Genomic DNA, 22,166 nt, shown 5'->3' on the forward strand with positions numbered 1-22,166 from the left:
GGCGCCGTCCTGGTTGACGGCCGAACCGCGCACCACACCCCAGATCCGCCGCCCGTTGCGCACCGCGTCCGACAGCCGCTCCAGCACCAGCACACCGGCGCCCTCGGCCCACCCCGTGCCGTCGGCCGCCCCCGCGAATGCCTTGCAGCGGCCGTCGGGAGCGAGGCCGCGCTGCCGGGAGAAACCCACGAAGGCGTCCGGCGTGGTCATCACCGTCACCCCGCCGGCGAGGGCGAGGGAGGACTCGCCCGAGCGCAGGGACTGCGCGGCCCAGTGCAGGGCGACCAGGGAGGAGGAGCAGGCCGTGTCGAGTGTGACCGCCGGGCCCTCCAGGCCGAGGAAGTACGAGACCCGGCCCGACAGCACGCTCTCGGCGCCGCCCGTCAGGAGATAGGCCTCGACACCTTCCGCTGCGGCGGAGTGCGCCGCGCCCGGCGCGTAGTCCTGGTGCATGGCGCCGGTGAAGACGCCGACGGGCTGCTCGCGCAGGGTGGCGGGATCGATGGCGGCCCGTTCCAGGGCCTCCCAGGTGATCTCCAGCATCAGCCGCTGCTGCGGGTCCATCGCGAGTGCCTCACGCGGCGAGATGCCGAAGAAGGCCGCGTCGAACTGGTCGGCGTCGCGCAGGAACCCGCCCTCGCGGGTGTGGCTGGTGCCGGGGCGGTCCGTATCCGGGTGGAAGAGGGCGTCGAGGTTCCAGCCCCGGTCCCTGGGGAACTCCGTGACGGCGTCGGACTCGTTGGCGAGCAGACGCCACAGCTCCTCGGGTGAGGACACGTCACCGGGGTAGCGGCACGCCATGCCCACGATCGCGATCGGCTCGGCCGGCGGTGCGGCGCGCAGGGCCGGCTGCTCGGGCTCCTCACCGGTGCCGTACAGCTCTCGGTGGAGTCGGCGTCCGAGGGCGCGTGGGGTCGGGTGGTCGAACGCCGAGGTGGGCGGCAGCCGTAGACCGGTCGCCTCGGACAGCAGGTTGCGCAGCTGTACGGCGTTGGCGGAGGTGAAGCCGAGTTCCCGGAAGGCACGGTCGGACGCGATCGTGTCCGTCGGCACGGCGAGCAGCTCCGCCGCCTTCTCCCGGACCAGGTCCACCAGGCGCCGTTCCCGGTCCCGCTCGGGCAGGCGGTCCCAGTCACCGCGGGCCGCCGCGAGGGTCTGGGTGCCGTGCGTCGTCGGCGTCGGGGTGGGGCGGTCCACGGAGGTGTCGTCGAGGGCGGAGGCGAGTTCGGTGTCGTAGTCGGACGCGCTTCGCACCACGCTGAGCTGTGGGTGGTCCACGGTGAGCGCGGCGTCGAAGGCGGCGAGTTCGCGACGGCGGTCCGGAGCGGGGAGGACATCGTCCGCGTCCCAGCCCAGGGAAAGAGCTGGGACGCCCAGGGCCCGCAGATGGTGGGCGAAGGCGTCGAGGAACGCGGCGTACACGGCGGTGTGCGGGTCCTCCCGGCCGGTGACGGCCGCGGTGGAGGAGCACAGCACGAAGCAGGACGGGGCTGATGCGCGCGTCAGCTCGTGGAGGTTGCGCAGTCCGGTGATCAGAGGCGCGAGCATGTCCGGGCGGGCTTCGGGACCGGCTCCGTACACCACCGCTCGGATCGGGCCGGGGGCCTTCGCCAGGGCCTTCCGCAGCCCGGCGCGGTCCGCCAGGTCGCATTCGGTGAGCACCACGTTCGCGCCGGCCGCCACGAGCCGGTCACGGCACTCGGCGGCCAGACCGCCGTCGCCGGGGGAGGCGATCAGCAGCAGTCGGCCGACCCCGTAGGTGTCGACGAGGTGCTGGGCGAGGGCCGAGCCGCGCGGTGCCCCCGCCCCGGTGACGACGACCGTACCGTCGCGGTCACCCTCCCCGTCACGGTCACCGTCACCGGCGCGGTCGCCGTCGGCGAACGCGGTGGCAGCGTCCCGCGCGGTGTCCATGGCGACGCGGACCAGACGGGGCAGCAGGACGCGGCCGGATCGTACGGCGAAGTGCGACTCCCCGGTGGCCAGGGCGGCCAGCAGGGCCTCGGCGCAGGGCCCCTCGTCGAGATCCGCGGCGACCAGGCGCCCGGCGTGCGTGTTCCCCAGGGACCTCAGCAGTCCCCACAACGGGGCTCGTTCCGGCACGTCCGCCCGGTCCTCGGGGCCGGTGACCACGGCGTTGCGGGTCGTCACCAGCAGGCGGGAGCCCGTCAGGCGGCCGTCGGCCAGGCAGTTCTCCGCCCAGGCGGCGCAGCGGTCCACGCCCGCCCGGACCAGCTCGGCGTCGGTGTCCCCGGCCGGTGCGGCGAGGACGGTCACCTGGGGCACGGGTTCGCCCGCCGCCAGCCCGGCGGTCAGGGCACCCGGGTCGGGGTAGGCGCGGACCTCGATTCCGGCGGCTTCCAGGTCGGCGGCCAGGGCGGCGGTCTCCTCGCCGACCACCGCCCACACGGCGGTGCCGGACGGAGCGGGGGCCGGCGGCTGGGGCACCCAGTCCACGCGGCGCAGGGATTCCTGGTCGGTGTCCCCGACGGCCCGCAGCCGGGCGGGCACGTCGAGCAGTTGCAGCCGGGTGACCTTGCCCGAGGCGGTCCTCGGGACATCACGTATCTCGTACAGCTCGGCGGGCACCTTGAAGGACGACATCCGCTCCCGGCACACCGCGAGCGCCTCCGCCGGGTCGAACCCCTCCGGGCCGGGCACCACGAAGGCGACCGGTACCTCGCCGAGCACCTCGTGCGGGCGGCCGGCGACGGCGGCGTCGGCCACGCCGGGCACCGTCTTCAGGACGTCCTCCACCTCGACGGGGTGGATGTTCTCGCCCGCGCGGATGATGAGTTCCTTGATCCGCCCGGTGACCGTGAAGTACCCGGCGTCGTCGCGGCGGGCGAGGTCGCCGGTGCGGTACCAGCCGTCCTTCATCGCCTCGGCCGTGGCCTCCGGCTGGTTGTAGTAGCCGGCCATGACGCTCGGCCCGCGCACCCAGACCTCGCCCTCCACGCCGTCGGGCACGTCCATGCCGGTCTCGGGGTCGACCAGGCGGACGCCGAGGCCGACCACGGGCAGGCCGCAGGAGCCCTCGACCCGAGTCCCGGTGGGCCAGTTGACGGTGATCGAGCCGCAGGTCTCGGTGCTGCCGTAGGCGTCGATGAGGGGCGCGCCGAACACCTCCTCGACGGAGTTGCGCAGCGCGGCCGTGGTGATGGCGCCGCCGACCAGGCCGATGCGCAGGCCCGGCGGCGTGAAGTCGCGCGCGCGGGCCTCGCGGACGAGGTGGTGGTACATCGTGGGGACGCCGGCGACGACCGTGAAGTCCTCGTTCTCCCAGATGTCGAGGACGTCCTGCGGGGAGAGACCGTCGACGATCCGGGCGCCGGCGCCGACGGCCGTCACCGACAGGACGCAGGCGATGTGGGAGAGGCTGTGGAACAGCGGCAGCGGCCACAGCACCCGGTCCTCGGGCGACAGTTCGAGCACCGGTGCGTAGCAGGCCGCCACCGACCAGAGGCAGTTGCGGGTGGTGGACAGCACGCCCTTCGGGCGGCCCGTGGTGCCGGACGTGTAGAGCATCCAGGCGATCTCGTCCAGGCCGAGGTTGTCGTACGCGGGTGCGGTGGGCTCCGAGGTCGCCAGCGACTCGTAGGCCAGGAAACCCGTCGGCACCGGGTCGTCGCCGACCACGAGGACGGTCAGCGGGGGCAGCGACGGCTGCAAGCGGCGTACCTGGTCGAGGTGGTAGGCATCGGTGACGAGGACCCGGGCGCCGCTGTCCTGGAGCAGGTACGCGAGTTCCGCGTCGGTGGAGCGGGGGTTGAGGGGGACGCCGATCGCGCCGGAGCGGGCGATGGCGAAGTAGCTCTCCACCATCTCCACCCGGTTGCCGAGCAGCATGGCCGCGCGGTCACCGGGGTGCACCCGCAGGTCCGAGAGATGTCCGGCGAGCCGCCGGGAACGGGTTTCGAGAGCCTCGTAGCTCAGGGAACGACGGTCGTCGCGGAACGCTACGTTCCGGCCATGTCGTTCGCTCTGCGTCCGAAGGAGCTCGTGCAGTGGGCGCACCAAATCCGCACGCAACATCCCCGTTCACCCCCGTGTTCGATGGCATTGCTGCGACCAACGATGCTGGTAGGCGCTCTGACGGCGAAACCCCTATTGACCCCTAGGTGAAGGTTTCTTGATCACTAAGGGGGTGGGGTCCGGTGGTCCGGCCGGGCACGTGACAAGCTGACGACGACGGACTTCAGCCAATTTCGTCACTGTGTGTGTCGAGGCTCGGCTTGAGTCTCCCCCTGGGGGAGACATGAAGGTGGAGGCATGGACGGCACCACGCTCTACCCGATCGGGGAACTCGCCCGGCGGACCGGGCTCACGGTCAAGGCGATCCGGTTCTACTCGGACCGGGGAATCGTGGTGCCGGCCGACCGCAGCCCGGCGGGCTACCGGCTGTACGGGGTCGACGCGATCGCGCGTCTGGAGCTCGTACGGACCCTGCGCGATCTCGGGGTCGACCTGTCGACGGTACGCAAGGTCGTCCAGCGTGAGCTCTCGCTCGCCGAGGTCGCCCGTGCGCACGCGGAAGCCCTGGCGGTGCAGATCCGCACCCTGCGTCTGAGGCGCGCGGTGCTGACAGCGGTGGCCGAACGCAACCCCACCCCGGAGGAGATGGACCTCATGCACCAACTGGCTCAGCTGTCGGAGCGGGAACGCCGGCGTCTGATCGACGACTTCCTGGACGCCACGTTCGGGGGCGTGGGTGACATCGACTCCGATCTCTCGGCGATCAGCCGCACGATGACCCCCGAGCTGCCCGACAACCCCAGCACGGAGCAGGTCCGGGCGTGGGTGGAGCTGGCCGAGCTGTCCCAGGACCCCGAATTCCGTGCCGTCGTAAGGCGGTTGGCCGAGGACCAGGCGGCCGAGCGCGAGGCCGGCACCACCGGGCCGCGCCCCGACCTCGGCTCACTCGTCCGCGCCGAGGCCGCCCCGGCTCTGGAGGCCGGGATCGACCCGGCCTCGCCCAAGGCGGACGCGGTCGTCACCGCCCTCACCGCGCACTACGCCCGCCTCCTCGGCCAACCCGACGACGCGCAGCTCCGCCACCGGCTGCTGGCCCGCCTGGAGGCCGCCAACGACCCGCGTCGCGAGCGCTACTTCACCCTGCTCGCCGTGATCAACGACTGGTCGGCACCGGAGAGCCTCACGGCGGTGCTCGACTGGTCCATCCAGGCGGTGCGCACACGCGTCGGCTAGCCCTCTGACAGGGGTCTGCCCCCGGCGGACTTGGAAGCCGTCGGGTGGCAGGGGCCTGTGCGGGGGGCCTGGGGTTGCCCGGGGCGAGGTTTGTTCCCGGCGGTCCCGGAATCGTCGGGTGGCGCGGCAGATCGAACGCCGGCTCCGTGTCGGACCGGGCGCCCGTGCGGGGCGGTTGCCGGGGTTGCCGGGCGGCCTGGTTTGCCTGCGGCGGCCTTGGGGTTGCCGGGAGGCAAGGGTATGCCCGCGGCGGTCCTGGAGTTGCCCGGAGACAAGGACTGCCCCTGCGGTCCTGGAGTTGTCGGGCGACAAGGGATGCCCCCGGCCATCCCGGAGTTGTCGGGTGGTGACATGGCTTCGCCCCCGGCGGTCCGGGAACCGGCGGGGGCGTGGGTGCGGAGCCTCAGGTGCTTCTTGGCATGGTGGACAGGGCCTCCTTCACCTCCGTCTCGGCGACGCCGGTCACCAGTTCCGCGCCGTGGGGGCCGTCCAGTACGAAGGTGAGGCCGTCGGTGGCCTTCTTGTCCAGCCTCATCAGGGCGATCAGGTCGGGCACGGCCAGACCCGAAGGCAGCGCGGTCGGGAGGCCGTAGTGCCGGACGACGTCCAGATGCTCGGAGACCCGGGCCTCGGGGATGCGCCCGAGCAAACCGGCCAGGCGCCCGGCGAACACCGTGCCGATGGCCACGCCCTCGCCGTGCCGCAGAGCGAAGTCCGTCGCCCGCTCCAGCGCGTGCCCCAGCGTGTGCCCGTAGTTGAGCAGATGCCGCAGCCCGGAGTCCCGTTCGTCCGCCGCGACGACCTCCGCCTTGCGCCGTACGCTCGCGGCGATCTGCTCGGGCAGGTCGAGGCCGCGCAGGTCGCCCGCCCCGATGAAGTGGCAGCGGGCGATCTCCCCGAAGCCGTTGGTCAGCTCCCGGGGCAGCAGTGTGGCCAGGTAGTCGGTGTCGCACAACACGGCTTTCGGCTGCCAGTAGGCACCCACGAGGTTCTTCCCCTCGGGCAGGTTCACCGCCGTCTTGCCGCCCACGCTGGCGTCGACCTGCGCCAGCAGCGTGGTCGGCAGATGGACCACCGCCACGCCCCGGTGATACAGCGCGGCGGCCAGACCCACCGTGTCCGTGGTGGTCCCGCCGCCGCAGGCCACCACCACATCGGCCCGGGTGAGTCCGAACTCGGCGAACCGGCGGCAGTAGTCCTCCACGGCCGACAACGACTTGCCGTGCTCACCGTCCCGCGCCGGCAGGAAGAGCGACGGCACCCCCGGGTCGGGTGTCCACTCACGAGGGCGGGCCGAGACGACCGCCGCCCGCCGGGCGCCGAGCCGCGCGACCACCTCCGGCAGCGCGTGCCGGACGCCGGGACCGATCTGGACGTCGTACGTCCGGTCGCCCAGTGCCACCCCGACGACATGCCGGGCCGGACTCATCCCGCCGCCTCCAGCAGCCAGTCGAGCAGTGCGGCCGGGCTGTCCAGGGCCGCGTCGGGCCGGGCGTCGAGCAGCGGCTCGGGATCGCCCTCGCCCCACAGCGCGGCGACGGCCCGTACCCGGGCGGAGCGCGCGCTGGCGAGGTCGGTCACCGCGTCGCCGATCATCACCGCCTCGTCCGGCCCCACGCCCAGCAGGTCCAGGGCGCGCAGGACGATGTCCGGAGCCGGCTTGGGGTGGTCCACCTCGTCCGAACCGATCACATGGTCGAACAGCGGGAGCACCCCGAGACCCTCCAGCAGGGAACGGGCGCGCGGACCACTCTTGCCGGTGGCGACGGCACACCCGATGCCCCGCTCGCGCAGCGCCTCCAGCACCTCCGTCACCCCGTCGAAGAGACGGACGCGATGGGCGAGCCGGTAGCTCTCCCGGACGAACGGGCCCTCCATCTCCAGCGGCAGGCCCATGATCTCCATGATGTCGGGGAAGTAGCGGCCGAGGTGCAGGCTGTACTCCTCGAACGGCGGCTCCCCCTCGCCCACGACCTCCCGATAGGCGAGGGCGAACGCCTCACGCATCACGCCGAAGCTGTCCACGAGCACCCCGTCGAGATCGAACACGACGGCCCGGAGCTTGATGTCCGGCACGGCGTGACCGCCGTCCTTGACCATCAGTTCCCTGTCCACGCGGGCTCCTCCTCGGAGTTCCGCGCGCCGGCCGACGCCTTCTGCGCGGAGTCATAGATGAGTTCGATGGCGCCGATGGTCGTGCGCGCGGCGGCGACCGCCCTGCCCCGCTGCGCGGGATCGCCGACCAGGGCGGCGAGATCGGCCACCTGACGGTCGTACTCCGTCCCCGGCGGTTCCTCGTCCAGCGGCACCCGGCCGACGTCGCCGTCGCGATGCACCGTCAGCGAGGCCGCGCCCTCACGGTTGGGGCTGAAGCCGAACGTGCACCGCAGCGCCGCGGTGCCGGCGGTGCCGTGTATCTCCACCACCGTGGTGTCGTACCTGGCGTGCGAGGCCCAGCTCGCCCGCACCGCCACCGAGACGCCGGAGTCGGTGACCAGCATCGCGCGTGCGGTGTCCTCGACGTCCCGTGCGCCGGGGTCCGCCGGGCGCGCGTGCTCCTCGCGCCACACCGCCTGGGAGTCGCCGTGCCGGACGAAGTCGTGGCCCAGCACGGCGGCCACCTGGTCGATGCGCACGGGCCCGAGCAGGGGCAGGGCGGTGTCGAGCAGATGCCAGCCGAGGTCCACCAGGGCCCCGCCGCCGGCCGCGTGCCGCCTGGTGAACCAGTCCGTGCCCGGAACGCCCCGGGAACGGACCCAGGCCAGTTCGACGTGGCGGATCCGGCCCAGCGACGGCAGCAGCTCCTCCAGGGCCCGGACGTCGGCGCGATAACGGGCGGCGCTCCCGGCCACGAGCACCGCGCCGCCGGCCGCCTCCGCCGCGGCCAGATCGTCCGCCTCGGCCGTGCTGAGGCAGACCGGCTTCTCCAGGAAGACCGGGATGCCGCGGCGCAGCAGTCCGCACGCGACCGGGGCGTGGGCGTGGTTGGGCACGGCGACCACGGCCAGGTCGGCCAGGTCCGGGGTGAGTTCGTCGGGCGACGACAGCGACCGTGCGTTCCCGGCCCGCGTCGCGCACGACGCGCGCGCGACCGGATCCGGGTCCACCACGGCGGTGACCGTGATGCCGGGATGGCCGACGAGGCGGGGCAGCCAGATGGTCCGGGCCGCCCAGCCCAGTCCGACCACGGCGACGCGCAGGGTCATGACCGTCCCAGGACGTCGGCCACCACGTCGGCGATCGCGTGCATCTGCTCCTCGGTGCCCAGCAGGGTGCGGTGGTGCAGCCAGACGCAGTCCCGGGTGAGCGCCTCGCTGTGCGGGCAGCGCCGTGCGATGTCCTCGACGCCCTCCTGGGGCGCCGCCATCTCCCAGAAGGCCGCCGTGCGGTACACCGCCCGGAAGGCGGCGAAGGCGGGCAGGCCCCGCTCGATCAGGGCGTCGACCACGGCGTTGCGCCGTTCCTCGGTGATGCCGGGGATCCGGAACATCGCCATGTAGTGCGGGTTGCGCGTGCAGCGCGCGTCGCCGCCCTGCGGCTCGACGCCCGGGATGCCGGACAGCAGCTCCGCCAGCAGGGGCCAGCGCTGCTCACGGGTCTCGATCTGGCTGTCGAGCCGGGCCAGTTGGGCCCGCAGCACACTTGCCGAGAACTCGTTCATCCGGAAGTTGGAGCCCGAAGTGCGGTGCAGATACGAGCGGTCCGTGCGGGGCCGGCCGCAGCTGTGCCGCAGGAAGGCGAGTTCGTACTGCTCGGCCTCGGGGAAGGTGACCGCGCCGCCCTCGCCGGCCGTCATCAGCTTGCCGTTCTGGAAGCTGAAGGCCGCCACGGAGCCCAGATCGCCCACCCTGCGGCCACGCCACTCGGCACCGTGCGCGTGTGCGGCGTCCTGGAGCAGGCCGACCCCGGAGTCGGCGGACAGCTTCTCCAGCGCGTCCATGTCGGCCACGACCCCGGCCATGTGCACCGGCATGATCGCCCGGGTGCGGTCGGTGATGGCCGCCTCCGTGGCCCGTACGTCGATGCAGTACGTGGCGGGGTCCACGTCCACGGGTACCGCCACGGCACCCAGGCGCTGTGCGGCCTGGGAGGAGGAGATGAAGGTGAACGCGGGCACGATCACCTCCGTCCCCGGCCCCACGCCCATCACCTGGAGGGCGAGTTCCAGCGCATGGGTGCCGCTCGTGACGGCGAGGGCGTGCGGCGCACCGTGATAAGCGGCGAATTCCTCTTCGAAAAGTTCGACCTCCTGGCCGCCGATACGCCACCACTGACCCTGTTCCAGGGCGCGCATGAGACCGGTCTTTTCTGCATCGTCGTACTGAGGCCATTCCGGGAAATTCAGGTTCCGCTGCACGGTGTCAGTCATACGGTCATGGTTCACGCGGCCGAATGGCTCCACAACCCCTCAAGCAACCCCCTAATCACCCCTACCTCTCGAACCTGCACGTCGGAGCGGCATTCTGGCATTGCACGGACCCGGCACGGCTGGCTAGCATCGTGAGCCACTTACCGCTCGAAAAGCATCGAGGTCAGTCTTGAGTGAGCTTCTGTTGTTGAACGGGCCGAACCTTGGAATACTCGGGCGCCGCGAGCCCGAGATATACGGCAGCGAAACTCTGGCGGATATCGAGCAGGCTGTTGCCGAAGAGGTTGCGGAATTCGGCTGGAAGGTCGTGGCCCGGCAGCACGACTGCGAGGGGGAGATGGTCCGGACGGTCCAGGACAGCTATCACGTGGTCGGCGCCATCCTCAATCCGGGCGCCCTGATGATGGCCGGCTGGAGTCTGCGCGACGCGCTCGCCAACTTCCCGCGCCCCTGGATCGAGGTGCACCTGTCGAACGTCTGGGCCCGTGAGCAGTTCCGGCACCAGTCGATCCTCGGCTCCCTGGCCGACGGGGTGATCTTCGGGCTGGGGGCACAGGGCTACCGGCTCGCCGCCCGGGGCCTCGCCCACCGCACCGGGGCGGCCACCCCGTGAGCGCCGGGTCCGCCGGAGGCCGCCCGCCCGGCGCGCGGGGAAGCGGCTCGGACGGCACCGGTCCGGACGTCCTCGTCGTCGGGTACGGGCCGGTCGGACAGGTGCTGTCGCTCCTCCTGGCCCGGCAGGGCTGGCAGGTGACGGTCGTCGAACGGTGGGAGAGCCCCTACGGGCTGCCCCGGGCGACCGTCTTCGACGGCGAGACCGCCCGCACCCTCGCGGCCCTGGGCCTCGCCCCCGCCTTCGCCGAGATCGGCGAGCCCGTGGACGCCTACGACTGGCGCAACGCCGAGGGCACCCGGCTCGTCCGCATCGACTTCGAAGCCGTCGGCGCCCAGGGCTGGCCGGATGCCACGACGTTCCACCAGCCCGCGCTGGAAGCGGCGTTGACCGACCGGGCCGGACACGTCGACGACCTGCGCGTGCTGCGCGGCCACACGGCCGTCGCCGTGCGTGACGACGGTGAGCAGGTCACGCTGACCGCCCGCACCGCGGACGGCGCCGAACGGACCCTCACCGCCTCCTGGCTCGTCGGCTGCGACGGGGCCAACAGCTTCGTCCGGGACGCCATGGGCGTCGGCGTCACCGACCTCGGATTCTCCTTCGACTGGCTGCTGTGCGACGTCCTCATGGACGAGCCGCGCGTGTTCACCCCGGCCAACACGCAGATCTGCGACCCGGCCCGGCCGACCACGGCCGTCGGCAGCGGACCCGGGCGCCGGCGCTGGGAGTTCATGCGGCTCCCGCACGAGACCCGCGCGGAGCTCGACACCACCGAGACCGCCTGGCGCCTGCTCGAACGCGTCGACGTCAACCCGCAGAACGCCACCCTCGCCCGGCACGCCGTCTACACCTTCGGGGCGGCCCTGGCCGACCGCTGGAGGAACGGCCGACTGCTGCTCGCCGGGGACGCCGCGCACTCGATGCCCCCGTTCGCCGGAGCCGGCATGTGCTCCGGTATCCGCGACGCGCTCAACCTGGCGTGGAAGCTCGACCTCGTCCTGAAGGGCCGCTGCGAGCCGGACCTGCTCGACACCTACGACGTCGAACGCCGCTCCCATGTGCGCCGTACCGTCGAGATGTCCGTCCAGCTGGGGAAGATCATCTGTGTCACCGACGCGGAGGAGGCGGCCCGCCGGGACGCGGCCCTCACGTCGGGCCGCACCCCCGACCGACCCGTGGTCCACGCCCTGCGGGACGGCTTCCTGCATCGCACGGTCGGCATGGTCGCCGCACCGCCCACGGGGTCGCTGATCCCCCAGGGCAGGGTGACCAGGAACGGCGTGACCGGCCTCTTCGACGAGACCGTGGGCACCGGCTTCGTCCTCCTCGGTACCGAGGACCCGGCCCGCGCCCTGACGGACGGGCAGCGCGCCCTGCTGGACGGCCTCGGCACCCACATGGTCCACCTCGTGCCCGCCGGCGACCCGGACCCCTCGCCCGGAGCCACCGTCGACCTGGACGACGTCTATCTGCCGTTCTGCGCCTCGGCCCGGGCCAGATTCGTCCTCGTACGCCCGGACTACCACATCTTCGGCGTGGCCCGTGGAACCCGCGAACTCGGCCAGTTGCTGGAGCAGTTGGCGCGGCAGCTCACCGTCGAGGAGGCAGGCCATCCTGCTCGGCATTGACATCGGCGGCACGAAGGTCGCCCTCCGCGCCGAGACTGCAGACGGCCAGGCGCACGAGACCACTTTCACCTGGCCCGCCGCCCGGACGCCCGCGGCCGACCTCGCGGCGCTGCGCACCCACGTCGAGGCGGTCACAGCCGGCGCCGGGCGGACGCCCACATCGGTCGGCGTCGCCGTGCCCGCGACGGTGGACGGCGACGGCCGCGTCACCGCCTGGCCGACCCGACCGCACTGGACGGGCCTCGACCTGGCGGCGGCACTGCGCGGCGTCTTCCCCGCCGCCGAGGTGTGCTGGGCCGACGACGCGGATCTCGCCGCCCTCGCGGAGGCGCGGGCGGCGGACTGCGCCGACCTGGTGTACGCGGGAGTGGGCACCGGCGTCGGCGGCGGCATCGTCCTGGAGGGGCGGATGCTGCCCGGACCCCGGCGCGGGTCGTGCGAGCTGGGCCATGTGATCGTCGACCGGAACGGCGCGCGCTGCGACTGCGGGCGCCGTGGCTGCGTCCAGGCCGAGGCGTCGGGACCGGCCACCTTGCGCAGGGCGGCCACAGCGCGCGGTGCTCAGGTGACCTTCGAGGAACTGCGCGACGGCTTCGCCGAGGGCGCGGCCTGGGCCGTCGGGGCCGTCGACGCCGGCTGTGACGCGCTCGCCGCCGCCCTCGTCGGCGTGGCGGAACTGGTGCGCCCCACGGCCCTGGTCGTCGGCGGTGGCTTCGCCATGGGCATTCCCGGCTACGTGGAGCGGGTCGCCGCACGCACCGCCGGGCTCGCCCGGCCGGGTCACCCGCCGGCACCGGTGCGGCCGGCCCTGCTGGGCGGGCGGTCCTCGCTGTACGGCGCGGTCCTGGCAGCACGGGACGGACTCGGCGGGGTTGGGCAGCGGCACCGGTGACGCTCCGGCCGCGCGGTACGGCTCAGCCGTGCCGCGCGGCCGGTACGGACCCTCAGCTCCTGGTCAGACGAGCCGTACGGCCTGCTCGTAATCCAGTCGCGGCAGCCGCGAGGACCACGCGTCCTCGGCGGGCTTGCCGATGTTGACCACGAGGATGGACCGCCAGCGGCCGTCCGGGAAGAACTCCTCGTCCACGCCCTTGGCGTCGAAGCCCTTCATCGGGCCGGCGGCGAGTCCGGCCGCCCGGACCGCCAGCAGGAAGTAGGCGGCCTGAAGCGCCGAGTTGAACGTCGCGTTGTCCTCACGCAGCTCGGGATTGGCCTCGAAGGCCTCCTTCAGCTGCGGGAAGACGGGAAACAGGGTGGGGACGTGCTCGGTGAACTCGCTGTCCAGCGCCAGGACGGCGACGACGGGGGCCGAGGCGCTCTTCGGCCGGTTCGGCGGATTCAGCTGCGGGAGCAGTCGCTCCTTGGCCTCCGGCGTGCGTACGTACAGGATGCGCAGCGGGTTCACGTTGCTCGCGGTCGGCGCCCACTTGAAGAGCTCGAAGATCGCACGCAGCTGGTCGTCGCCGACCGGCTCGTCGGTGAACTTGTAGGCGGTGCGTGCCTCCGTGAACAGCAGCTCCTGTGCCTCGGGGGAGAGCGCGTAGAGGTCCTTCAACTCGGCGGGCACTGCGGTGTCGGTCGACATCTGCGATCCGTTTCTGTCGCGGGGGGATGAGTGCGGGGACTGGTTGTCGGGTGGGTGGTCGGGGCGGGTGACGTCAGTTCGCCGGGGCCGGGGCCGCGGCCGGTTGTCCGGCGGCGTGGTCGAGCCCGAAGAACTCGCGGTAGAGGTCCAGTTGATGGGTCAGCATGTGGGATCCGTGGTGCACCGTGTGGCCGTGCTCGGCGGCGGCCCGCAGCAGTGCCGTCTCCTTCGGCCGCATGATGATGTCCGCCACGACGGCGCCCGGCGGCAGACCGGCCACGTCGAAGGGCAGCGGGTCCTCGGGAGACAGACCGAGCGGCGTGGCGTTCACCGCGAGGTCCGCCGCGGCGAGCCGGGGCGTGGCGCTCCCGGAGATCCGGCCCGGCCAGTGCGTGGTCAGCCGGGAGACCAGCGTGGCGAGTGCGGCCTCGTCGGGGTCGCACAGCTCAAGACGTGCCACGCCCGCGGCGAGCAGGGACACGGCCACCGCGCTGCCCGCGCCGCCCGCGCCGACCAGGGTCACCTGTCGGCCGGCCGGTTCGAACCCGCGGGCACGCAGGCCCCGGACGAAGCCCGCGCCGTCGAAGTTGTCGGCGGACCAGCGCCCGTCGGGCTCGCGGCGCAGCGCGTTGGCGCTGCCGGACAGGGTGACCGCCTCGCTCACCGAGTCGGCGTACCGGCACACGTCCCGCTTGTGCGGGACGGTGACCAGCAGCCCGTCCAGGTTGCCGATCCGCTGGAGACCGCGGACGATGTCGCCGAGGTCCCGGGGGTCGGCCAGCACCGGGAACAGCACGGCGTCCAGGCCGAGTTCGGCGAAGAGCGGGTTGAGCAGCGCGGGCGCCCGCACCTGGGAGACCGGACAGCCGAGCACGGCGTAGAGCCTGGTCGAGCCGCCGATGACGGGCATCGGCGGCGACGACGGAACCGTCACTCCGTGGCCTCCCCCGCCGAACGGGTGGCTCCCGCGGTCGAGGGCGCCCCGCGCCGCGGTCCGGCCCGGCGCGCCAGCCGGTCGGCGATCGCTCCCGTCACCTCGGCGGGCCGGTCGACGAGATAGAAGTGACCGCCCGGATAGGTGACGGAGTCGAACGCGGCGGTGGTGTGCTCGCGCCAGGCCTCGATGTCGGCGGGGGTGACCTTGGGGTCGTCCTCGCCGTTGAGCGCGGTCACCGGGCAGCTCAGCGGCGGCCCCGGCCGGTACTGGTAGCTCTCCACGAGCTCGTAGTCGGCGCGGAGCACGGGGAGCGCGAGCTCCACCAGGTCCTCGTTGTCGAAGACCCGTGGGTCGGTTCCGCCGAGCCGGCGCAGCTGCTGGATCAGGATCGGGTCGGCCGGGCGCTCGGTGAACTCCCGCCGGTGACGGGAGGGCGCGCCGCGGCCCGACACCAGCAGGGCGACCGGCGGCCGGCCCCGCGCCTCCAGCCGGCGGGCCACCTCGAAGCCGACCATCGCCCCCAGACTGTGCCCGAACAGCGCGAGATCGCGGTCCGCCCACGGCAGCAGCTCGTCGACGAGGGCGTCGGCGAGTTCGGTCAGGCTCTCCATCAGCGGCTCCCGACGGCGTTCCAGCCGCCCCGGGTACTGCACGGCGAGCACGTCGACCCGCGGGCTCAGTGTCCTGGCCACCCCGCTGTAGAAGGCCGCCGAGCCTCCCGCGTGCGGCAGACACGCCAACCGGACCGGCGCGTCGGGCGCGGGCGCGTAGCGCCGTATCCACGGCGAGGCCGGAGAACTGCGGGGCACGGCCATGCCGCTCCTTGAGTTGTCGGTCACAGGGCCGCCCTCTGTCCGCAACAGGTCACGTGTTTCCTCCCCCTAGGCCGTCTCGAGATGGCACGGCAGATCCTGACGGCGCTTCACCTTGAGCTTGCGGAACACACGTGTGAGGTGTTGCTCCACCGTACTGGTCGTGATGAACAACTGATCGGCGATCTCCTGGTTGGTGTAGCCCTCGCCGGCCAGTGAGGCGACGCGTTGCTCCTGCTCGGACAGCGCGGACATGGTCCGCTGGTCGTCCTTGACGGGAGCCGTCGCGCGCCCGTCGGCGGGCTTGTAGGCGATCTCCTCGCACAGTGCCTCGGCACCGCACGCCTTCGCCATGTGCCACGCCTTGCGCGCGACTCGACGGGCCGTACGGTGATCGCCCGCCTCCTTGTGCGCGAGACACAGGTCGGCCAGCGCGAGCGCGAGCCCGAACTTGTCGCCGCACTCCTTGAAGACCTCCACGGCCTCGCTCAGCAGCCGGGGCCGCTCGGCGCCCGCCGCTCCGGCGGCCATGAGCCGCAGGCTGAGCCCACGTGCTCGCGAGCCGCCGGCGGGCAGCCTGCTGAGTTCGTCCCGGAGCAGCAGCCGGGCCTGGTCCTGCTTGCCGAGGGCCAGCCACGCCTCCGCGGCGCCGGTGCGCCAGGGGACCGGGCCGGTGCCCTGGACGGCCCACTTGTGCATCAGCTTGCCGCAGGACAGGAAGTCGGCCAGCGCGGACTGGGCCTGACCGGTCGCCAGCCGGTAGTGGCCGCGCGCGTAGAGGTAGTGCAGTCCGTAGCGGCTCTGCAGCATCGTCTCGGAGGGCGGCTGGGCGAGGTGGGCGGCGGCCCGGTCCAGCCGGCCCGTCCGGACGTGCGCCAGGACCAGACAGCCCTTCAGCAACCCCAGCGCCGCACCCCAGTTGCCGGCCGGCATCCGCGCCAGGGCCTCCTCGGCGCGCTCGGCGGCGGCCTGCAACTCGCCACCGCGGAGCAGGATCTCCGCCTGGACAGCGGTGAACACCGCGAGCCAGGTGGCGCTGCCACGGGTGCGCGCGTCGTCCAGCAGCCGCACGCACCAGTCGGCCGCCTCCTCCAGCTGGTCCGTGTACACCAGGCAGAGCAGGGCCAGCAGCGCGACCTCCCCGCTCCACAGCGAGTCGGTGTCGGGCCGGGCGGTGTTGAGGGCCTGTTCCGCGCGGGCCCGGATGGTGGCGGCGTGTCCCCGGATCAGCGCGTCGGCCAGCTCCGCGGCGGCCGTCTGCGGATTCGGCTGCGGCGGATCGCCGCCCATGCCGAGGCCGCGCGCCGTGGGCCGGCGCTCCCCGGCGTACGCGGGGTACATCGACGTCAGCCAGAAGCGCAGGTCCTGCAAGGCGGACGACTCGTGGCCGTGCCGTGCCGTCCTGCGGTCGCGGACCTCGGACAGGAGCCGGCTCGCGGTGCCCAGGTCGCCGTGCCAGGCGAGGGCCCACACCAGGTCCGTCAGATCGTGCGTGCCGAGGTGCCCGGCCGCCGCGTCCGCCGTCAGGGACGCGAGGTGGGGGGCCGCGGAGGCCGGCTCCACCTGCCACTTCAGCCGGCTGATCCGGGCCCGTACGGCCGCGCTCAGGGGCGCGGACGCGCAGGTCTGCTCGGCGAGTTCCAGATGGGCCACGGCCTCACGGATGCGGTGGGCGCGCAGGCAGTGCAGCGCCGCGTCCCGCAGAACGTCCCCGGCCCAGGCCGCCCGGGTGGACTCGGCGTTCAGCAGTTGCCCGGCCACCTCGACCGTCGGTGCCTTCTCGCGGTACAGCAACTCGGCGGCACGGCCGTGGAGTTCCGCGCGCTCCTGGGCCGGCATGTCGTCCAGCACGTCGGCCGCTGCCATGGCGTGGCGGAACGCCCTGCCGTCGAGCAGCCCGGCGCTGTCGAGGGAGCGCAGCACACGGTCCGCCTCGGCGGCCGAGACGCCCGCCAGCCGGGCCAGCGCCGGGGCCGGGGTGCCGTCTCCGAGCACCGCGAGGGCGCGGACCACGGCGATGGCGGTGGGCTCGCAGTGAAACAGGCTGCTCAGCAGGGCCCTTCCGTAGCCCTGGGGGAAGGGCCCGAGCCCGGCCCGGTGATCACCGATCAGGTTCTGCAGGACGAGCGGATTGCCACCGCTGACCGCGGTGAAGCGGTGGGCGAACTCCTTGGCCGACGTGCCGCCGAGTTCCTGGGCGATCAGCCGAGAGGTGCCCTCATGGGTCAGCGGTCCGAGCTCGATCCGGTGCAGATTGGGCTGCTGGAGCAGCTCGGAGCGCAGCAGGGCGCTGGTGGGCCGCCTGCCGACGTCGTCCGTGAGAGCGACCAGGGAGCACGAGTCCCGCAGCCGGGGCAGGAGGTAGAGCAGACCGCACAGCGAGTGGGTGTCGACGTGGTGGAGGTTGTCGATGCCGATCACCAGCCGGCTGTGCTCGGTCAGGTCGACCAGGAGCCGGAAGATCCGCTGCAGCGCGCCGAACGTCTCGACCGAGAAGGACCCCGTGGCGGGGTCCGTCCTTCCCTCGTGCAGCGTCATGGCGGTGAGGACGTCGTCCAGCTCGTCCCGGACGGAGTTGGGCACCTGTGTGGTCTGGAAGAACTGCCGCAGCACACCGAAGGGCAATTGCCGTTCCTGGCGCGAGGCCGACGCCCGGAGAACCAGTGTGCGCGGATCATCGATGGACTCCAGGAAACCGTGCAGGAGCCTGCTCTTGCCCACCGCCAAAGGACCGTGGACAACGGCGACACGACCCCTCCCCGCGGCCGTGTCGGTGAGCAGTCGACGCAGCGTGTTTATGGATTCCTCGCGCTCGACTAACAGGCCGAGTTCACCGGATGTCCGACCGTTGAGGGCAAGAGCGGACGGCTGCTGCGTCGAAATGGTTTGCACATCAAGGGTTGTCGCCTTCATGCAGCTCCTAGAAGCGCGCCGTCGGGGTCTCCTCGAACTTCGACGCTACCTGACCGGGGGTCTGGTTCCAGTCAGCAACATCACGTTGCCCGGCCGCTGTTGATGTGCGCCGAGTGTCGTGCACAAAGAGATCGCGCATGGTGAAAATGGTGCAGCCGGTGCGAAACTGAACCGCCAGGCGAGCCGCTCTGCTGCGCTGGGTGATGATCTTCTCACTCTGCGGTGACAGCCTTCGGCCAATTCGGAGCGTTGTGGAATTTGATGTTCCGGTAAAGGTTTCCGGAATCCCGTATTCCCTTGTGTGGGTCGGGGATTGCGCCCCGGAAATATCCGGCGGGGATCGGTGTCATGTCCCTTTGGGGACACCGCGGTCAATTCCTCCCGCGGTCCGCGGGCCGGGTGCGGGAAGGAATCGCTTTCTTCCGGTCAGTCCGACTTCCGGCTCTCGGCTGCCGCGAACAGCGCGGCAGCCAGCACGAGCAGTGCGACGCTCGAGTAGATCCCGTAGCCGTCGAGGAAGTCGATCCGCTGTACGAGACCCCAGTCCCAGTCGGTGAACTCGGTCAGCAGACCCGCGACACCCTGCGCCAGGGCCACGACCCCGAGGAACTCCAGCAACTGCTTCATGCCACGACTCTCGCCCCGCCGGCCCCCCGCACACATCGGCCGCGGGGCAAGCCGAGACCGACGGAAGTTCACGTTCCGGATGGCCCGCCGCGCCCAAAGTATGCGAGGGCGCGACTTTGGTCGGCGATCGCGTCGGAGAAGGCGCGCCGGACGCCACCACTGCGTAGATTTGTCGATCGTGAGTGGGGACAAGCCGCAGCACGCACCGCAGGCGTTCACGATGCGGCGCTGGCTGCTGCCCTCGGCCCTTGTGCAGGAGTTCGATCTCGACCCCGAGCGCTCCGGGCGGCCACGCCGCACCGTACGCGACTGGGTGGTCGACTTCTTCTGCTTCCTGCTGGCCGTGTTCATCGGTCTGCTGACCGCGGAGACGGTGGCCGCCGAGGACATCCCCGCGAGCCTCGCCGCCGTCGACCAGATTCTCGGCGCGCTCGCCTGCGCCGCGGTATGGCTGCGGCGCCGCTGGCCGGTCGGGCTCGCGATCGCGATGGTCCCGGTCTGCTTCGTGTCGAGCACGGCGAACGGCGCGGGCTTGGTGGTCTTCTTCACCCTCGCCGTGCACCGGCCCTTCCGGTACGTGGCCTGGGTGGGCGGGACGTCGTTGGCGCTGACCCCGCTGTTCTTCTGGCTGCGCCCGGACCCCGACATTCCGTACGGCTGGGCGCTCTTCGTCGCCGCGCTGCTGACCGGCGGGACCGTCGGCTGGGGCATGTTCGTACGGTCCAAACGGCAGCTCATGCTGAGCCTGCGCGACCGCGCCCGGCGCGCCGAGACGGAGGCGCGGCTGCGTGCCGAGCAGGCGCAGCGGCTCGCCCGCGAGGCCATCGCCCGGGAGATGCACGACGTCCTCGCCCACCGGTTGACGCTGCTCAGCGTGCACGCGGGCGCCCTGGAGTTCCGGCCCGACGCGCCCCGCGAGGAGATCGCGCGGGCGGCGGGCGTGATCCGGGAGAGCGCCCACGAGGCCCTCCAGGACCTGCGGGAGATCATCGGCGTGCTGCGGGCGGGCGAGTCCGACGACGCCGGGCGCCCCCAGCCGACCCTCGCGGCGCTGGAGGCGCTGGTGACGGAGTCCCGCGAGGCCGGCATGAAGGTCACCCTCGACCAGCGTGTCACCGACCCCGCCGCCGTCCCGGCCTCCGTCGGCCGCACCGCCTACCGCATCGCCCAGGAGGGCCTGACCAACGCCCGCAAGCACGCGCCCGGCACGGAGGTCACGGTGACGGTGACGGGCGCTCCGGGAGAGGGCCTGTCCGTGTCGGTACGCAATCCCGCGCCCGAGGGCGAGGTTCCGCACGTTCCCGGCTCCGGGCAGGGCCTGATCGGCCTGACGGAACGCGCGACGCTGACCGGCGGGCGGCTGGAACACGGGCCCGTGCCCGGCGGAGGGTTCGACGTGCGGGCCTGGTTGCCGTGGGGGTGACTCCCGTCTTACCAGGCGCGGGGTGCTCAACGGGCGCCCCGGCGTGCGCTGTTGCGGACCGCGCGGCGTTCCTTACGGGGGCTCGACCCCGTCCGGCCCCTGCGCGCCGCACAACCATGATTACGTGTGGCACATGACTGCGATCAGACTCCTCCTCGTCGACGACGACCCGTTGGTCAGGGCCGGGCTGTCCTTCATGATGGGCGGCGCCGACGACATCGAGATCGTCGGTGAGGCGGCCGACGGCGACGAGGTCGAGTCGCTGGTCGACCGCACCCGGCCGGACGTGGTCCTGATGGACATCCGGATGCCGTCGGTCGACGGACTCACCGCCACCGAGCGGCTGCGCGGCAGGAAGGACGCCCCGCAGGTGGTGCTGCTGACCACCTTCCACGCCGACGACCAGGTGCTGCGCGCCCTGCGGGCCGGCGCCGCGGGGTTCGTGCTCAAGGACACCCCGCCCGCGGAGATCGTCGAGGCGGTGCGCCGGGTCGCGGCCGGCGATCCGGTCCTGTCGCCGACCGTGACCCGTCAGTTGATGGACCACGCCGCGGGCACCGCCGCCGACACCCGCCGGGCACGCGCGCGTGAACGGCTCACCGTCCTCAACGACCGCGAGCGCGAGGTCGCCGTCGCGGTGGGCCGGGGCCTGGCCAACGCCGAGATCGCAGGGGAGCTCTTCATGAGCGTCGCCACCGTCAAGACCCATGTCTCCCGCGTCCTGGCCAAGCTCGACCTCAACAACCGTGTGCAGATCGCCCTGTTGGCGTACGACGCGGGACTTCTGGAGGAACTGGAGGAGGACGGGCACTAGGCGGCGCTCCCACGCGTTGTCGAGGTGGTGGTAGGGGGAGCGACATGGCAGAAGTGATCGACCTGGCGGAGTTCGGAGAGGGGTTCCGCACCGACCCGCACCCCGTGTACGCGCGCCTGCGTGAGCACGGCCCGGTGCACCGGGTCCGGCTTCCGGTGCCGGACGAGCACCACGAGACGTGGCTCGTCGTCGGGTACGAGGAGGCGCGCGCGGCGCTGGCCGACCCGCGGCTGGCCAAGGACGGCAGCAGAATCGGGGTGACGTTCCTCGACGAGCAGCTGATCGGGAAGTATCTGCTGGTCGCCGACCCGCCCCAGCACACCCGACTGCGCGGCCTCATCACACGCGCGTTCACCATGCGCCGCGTCGAGCAACTCCGGCCGAGGATCCAGCAGATCACCGACGAACTGCTCGCCGCGATGCTGCCGCGCGGCCGGGCCGACCTCGTCGACTCGCTCGCCTACCCGCTGCCGATCACCGTGATCTGCGAACTGCTCGGCGTGCCCGAGATGGACCGTACGGAGTTTCGCAAGCTGTCCACGGAGGCCGTCGCGCCGACGAGTGCGCAGAGCGAGTACGACGCCTTCGTGCGCCTCGCCGAGTACCTCACCGAACTCATCGAGGACAAGCGCCGCACCGGGCCGAGCGCCGACCTGCTCAGCGACCTGATCCGCACCACCGCCGAGGACGGCGACCGGCTCTCGCCGGAGGAACTGCGGGGGATGGCCTTCATCCTGCTCATCGCGGGCCACGAGACCACGGTCAACCTCATCACCAACGCCGTCCACGCCCTGCTCACGCACCCGGACCAACTGGCCGCCCTGCGTGCCGACATGACCCTGATCGACGGCGCGATCGAGGAGGCGCTGCGGTACGAGGGCCCGGTGGAGAACGCCACCTTCCGGTTCGCCGCCGAGCCCCTGGAGATCGCCGGAGTGCCGATAGCGCAGGGCGAGGCGGTGATGGTCGGCCTCACCGCCGCCGACCGCGACGCCGCCCGCTTCCCGGCCCCGGACCGCTTCGACCTCCAGCGCGACGCCCGCGGCCATCTGGCCTTCGGCCACGGCATCCACTACTGCCTTGGCGCACCCCTGGCCCGCCTGGAGGCCCGTACGGCGATACGGTCCCTGCTGGAGCGCACTCCGGGCCTGGCCCTGGACGGGGCGCCGGGGGAGTGGCTGCCGGGCCCGCTGATGCGTGGGGTGCGGAGTCTGCCGGTGCGCTGGTAGCGGGC

17 protein-coding genes are annotated in these 22,166 nt (G+C 72.5%); 7 read left to right on the forward strand and 10 right to left on the reverse strand.

Annotation, left to right across the window (positions count from 1 at the left end):
- Nucleotides 1-4,035 (reverse strand): beta-ketoacyl synthase N-terminal-like domain-containing protein (locus ADK36_RS44415; RefSeq protein WP_159391265.1); only part of this gene is annotated, 4,035 nt, incomplete at its 3' end.
- 237 nt (nt 4,036-4,272) lie between these two features.
- On the opposite strand from ADK36_RS44415, the gene ADK36_RS44420 reads away from it, so the two are divergent.
- The gene (locus ADK36_RS44420) at nt 4,273-5,208 is read left to right on the forward strand and encodes a MerR family transcriptional regulator (protein ID WP_048586616.1); all 936 of its coding nucleotides are present in this window, start codon (nt 4,273-4,275) and stop codon (nt 5,206-5,208) included.
- Between the two features lie 403 nt (nt 5,209-5,611).
- On the opposite strand, the gene ADK36_RS44425 is transcribed toward ADK36_RS44420, so the two are convergent.
- From ADK36_RS44425 to ADK36_RS44440, 4 genes are read right to left on the reverse strand one after another with little or no spacing between them, the layout of a single operon-like run.
- Nucleotides 5,612-6,637 (reverse strand): 3-dehydroquinate synthase family protein, encoded by a 1,026-nt coding sequence (locus ADK36_RS44425; protein WP_048586617.1) that lies wholly within the window; start codon nt 6,635-6,637, stop codon nt 5,612-5,614.
- Entirely contained in the window at nt 6,634-7,308 is a 675-nt protein-coding gene (locus tag ADK36_RS44430; protein ID WP_107086969.1) for an HAD-IA family hydrolase, read from the reverse strand. The genes ADK36_RS44425 and ADK36_RS44430 overlap by 4 nt, the downstream gene beginning before the upstream one ends.
- A complete protein-coding gene (locus tag ADK36_RS44435) occupies nt 7,308-8,414 on the reverse strand; it encodes a Gfo/Idh/MocA family protein (protein WP_053201634.1) in 1,107 nt (368 codons plus the stop codon). Before ADK36_RS44435 ends, ADK36_RS44430 begins: the two co-directional genes overlap by 1 nt.
- On the reverse strand, nt 8,411-9,577 hold the full coding sequence (locus ADK36_RS44440) for a DegT/DnrJ/EryC1/StrS family aminotransferase (protein WP_053201635.1): 1,167 nt from the start codon (nt 9,575-9,577) through the stop codon (nt 8,411-8,413). The genes ADK36_RS44435 and ADK36_RS44440 overlap by 4 nt, the downstream gene beginning before the upstream one ends.
- A gap of 169 nt (nt 9,578-9,746) precedes the next feature.
- Between ADK36_RS44440 and ADK36_RS44445 the strand changes: the two genes are divergently transcribed.
- From ADK36_RS44445 to ADK36_RS44455, 3 genes are read left to right on the forward strand one after another with little or no spacing between them, the layout of a single operon-like run.
- Entirely contained in the window at nt 9,747-10,190 is a 444-nt protein-coding gene (locus ADK36_RS44445; RefSeq protein WP_053201637.1) for a type II 3-dehydroquinate dehydratase, read from the forward strand.
- Nucleotides 10,187-11,821 (forward strand): bifunctional 3-(3-hydroxy-phenyl)propionate/3-hydroxycinnamic acid hydroxylase, encoded by a 1,635-nt coding sequence (locus ADK36_RS44450; RefSeq protein WP_078916715.1) that lies wholly within the window; start codon nt 10,187-10,189, stop codon nt 11,819-11,821. The genes ADK36_RS44445 and ADK36_RS44450 overlap by 4 nt, the downstream gene beginning before the upstream one ends.
- On the forward strand, nt 11,736-12,713 hold the full coding sequence (locus ADK36_RS44455) for an ROK family protein (RefSeq protein WP_234330105.1): 978 nt from the start codon (nt 11,736-11,738) through the stop codon (nt 12,711-12,713). The genes ADK36_RS44450 and ADK36_RS44455 overlap by 86 nt, the downstream gene beginning before the upstream one ends.
- Before the next feature lie 63 nt (nt 12,714-12,776).
- On the opposite strand, the gene ADK36_RS44460 is transcribed toward ADK36_RS44455, so the two are convergent.
- The 5 genes from ADK36_RS44460 to ADK36_RS44480 all read right to left on the reverse strand — a co-directional run bounded on the left by ADK36_RS44460 (nt 12,777) and on the right by ADK36_RS44480 (nt 18,695).
- Nucleotides 12,777-13,406: a malonic semialdehyde reductase gene (locus tag ADK36_RS44460; RefSeq protein ID WP_048586622.1), complete on the reverse strand. Its 630-nt coding sequence runs from the start codon at nt 13,404-13,406 to the stop codon at nt 12,777-12,779.
- A gap of 73 nt (nt 13,407-13,479) precedes the next feature.
- Nucleotides 13,480-14,340, reverse strand: coding sequence for a shikimate dehydrogenase (locus tag ADK36_RS44465; protein WP_338060822.1), 861 nt, complete (start codon nt 14,338-14,340; stop codon nt 13,480-13,482).
- The gene (locus ADK36_RS44470; protein WP_048586624.1) at nt 14,337-15,158 is read right to left on the reverse strand and encodes a thioesterase II family protein; all 822 of its coding nucleotides are present in this window, start codon (nt 15,156-15,158) and stop codon (nt 14,337-14,339) included. The genes ADK36_RS44465 and ADK36_RS44470 overlap by 4 nt, the downstream gene beginning before the upstream one ends.
- Nucleotides 15,159-15,224: 66 nt before the next feature.
- A complete protein-coding gene (locus ADK36_RS44475) occupies nt 15,225-17,978 on the reverse strand; it encodes a helix-turn-helix transcriptional regulator (RefSeq protein WP_234330106.1) in 2,754 nt (917 codons plus the stop codon).
- Between the two features lie 516 nt (nt 17,979-18,494).
- Nucleotides 18,495-18,695 carry a hypothetical protein gene (locus tag ADK36_RS44480; protein WP_048586625.1) on the reverse strand — a complete coding sequence of 67 codons (201 nt, stop codon included), beginning with the start codon at nt 18,693-18,695 and terminating at the stop codon, nt 18,495-18,497.
- 178 nt (nt 18,696-18,873) lie between these two features.
- Here ADK36_RS44480 and ADK36_RS44485 point away from each other — a divergent pair, with 178 nt between their 5' ends.
- From ADK36_RS44485 to ADK36_RS44495, 3 genes are all read left to right on the forward strand, one after another.
- Nucleotides 18,874-20,118 carry a sensor histidine kinase gene (locus ADK36_RS44485; protein WP_053201640.1) on the forward strand — a complete coding sequence of 415 codons (1,245 nt, stop codon included), beginning with the start codon at nt 18,874-18,876 and terminating at the stop codon, nt 20,116-20,118.
- 133 nt (nt 20,119-20,251) lie between these two features.
- Complete coding sequence (locus ADK36_RS44490; RefSeq protein WP_048586626.1) at nt 20,252-20,932, forward strand: response regulator transcription factor; 681 nt, start codon at nt 20,252-20,254, stop codon at nt 20,930-20,932.
- A 44-nt stretch (nt 20,933-20,976) separates the two neighbouring features.
- The gene (locus ADK36_RS44495; RefSeq protein WP_048586627.1) at nt 20,977-22,161 is read left to right on the forward strand and encodes a cytochrome P450 family protein; all 1,185 of its coding nucleotides are present in this window, start codon (nt 20,977-20,979) and stop codon (nt 22,159-22,161) included.
- Nucleotides 22,162-22,166 lie beyond the last annotated feature (5 nt).

Origin of the sequence: Streptomyces viridochromogenes (assembly GCF_001270495.1) — a bacterium.
GTDB lineage: Bacteria > Actinomycetota > Actinomycetes > Streptomycetales > Streptomycetaceae > Streptomyces > Streptomyces viridochromogenes_A.

What these genes read in the sequence shown, in the direction of transcription:
- ADK36_RS44420 (WP_048586616.1), top strand. Translation starts at nt 4,273, where the DNA reads ATGGACGGCACCACGCTCTACCCGATCGGGGAACTCGCCCGGCGGACC.
- ADK36_RS44425 (WP_048586617.1), bottom strand. Translation starts at nt 6,637, where the DNA reads ATGAGTCCGGCCCGGCATGTCGTCGGGGTGGCACTGGGCGACCGGACG.
- ADK36_RS44430 (WP_107086969.1), bottom strand. Translation starts at nt 7,308, where the DNA reads ATGGTCAAGGACGGCGGTCACGCCGTGCCGGACATCAAGCTCCGGGCC.
- ADK36_RS44435 (WP_053201634.1), bottom strand. Translation starts at nt 8,414, where the DNA reads ATGACCCTGCGCGTCGCCGTGGTCGGACTGGGCTGGGCGGCCCGGACC.
- ADK36_RS44440 (WP_053201635.1), bottom strand. Translation starts at nt 9,577, where the DNA reads ATGACTGACACCGTGCAGCGGAACCTGAATTTCCCGGAATGGCCTCAG.
- ADK36_RS44460 (WP_048586622.1), bottom strand. Translation starts at nt 13,406, where the DNA reads ATGTCGACCGACACCGCAGTGCCCGCCGAGTTGAAGGACCTCTACGCG.
- ADK36_RS44470 (WP_048586624.1), bottom strand. Translation starts at nt 15,158, where the DNA reads ATGGCCGTGCCCCGCAGTTCTCCGGCCTCGCCGTGGATACGGCGCTAC.
- ADK36_RS44480 (WP_048586625.1), bottom strand. Translation starts at nt 18,695, where the DNA reads ATGAAGCAGTTGCTGGAGTTCCTCGGGGTCGTGGCCCTGGCGCAGGGT.
- ADK36_RS44490 (WP_048586626.1), top strand. Translation starts at nt 20,252, where the DNA reads ATGACTGCGATCAGACTCCTCCTCGTCGACGACGACCCGTTGGTCAGG.
- ADK36_RS44495 (WP_048586627.1), top strand. Translation starts at nt 20,977, where the DNA reads ATGGCAGAAGTGATCGACCTGGCGGAGTTCGGAGAGGGGTTCCGCACC.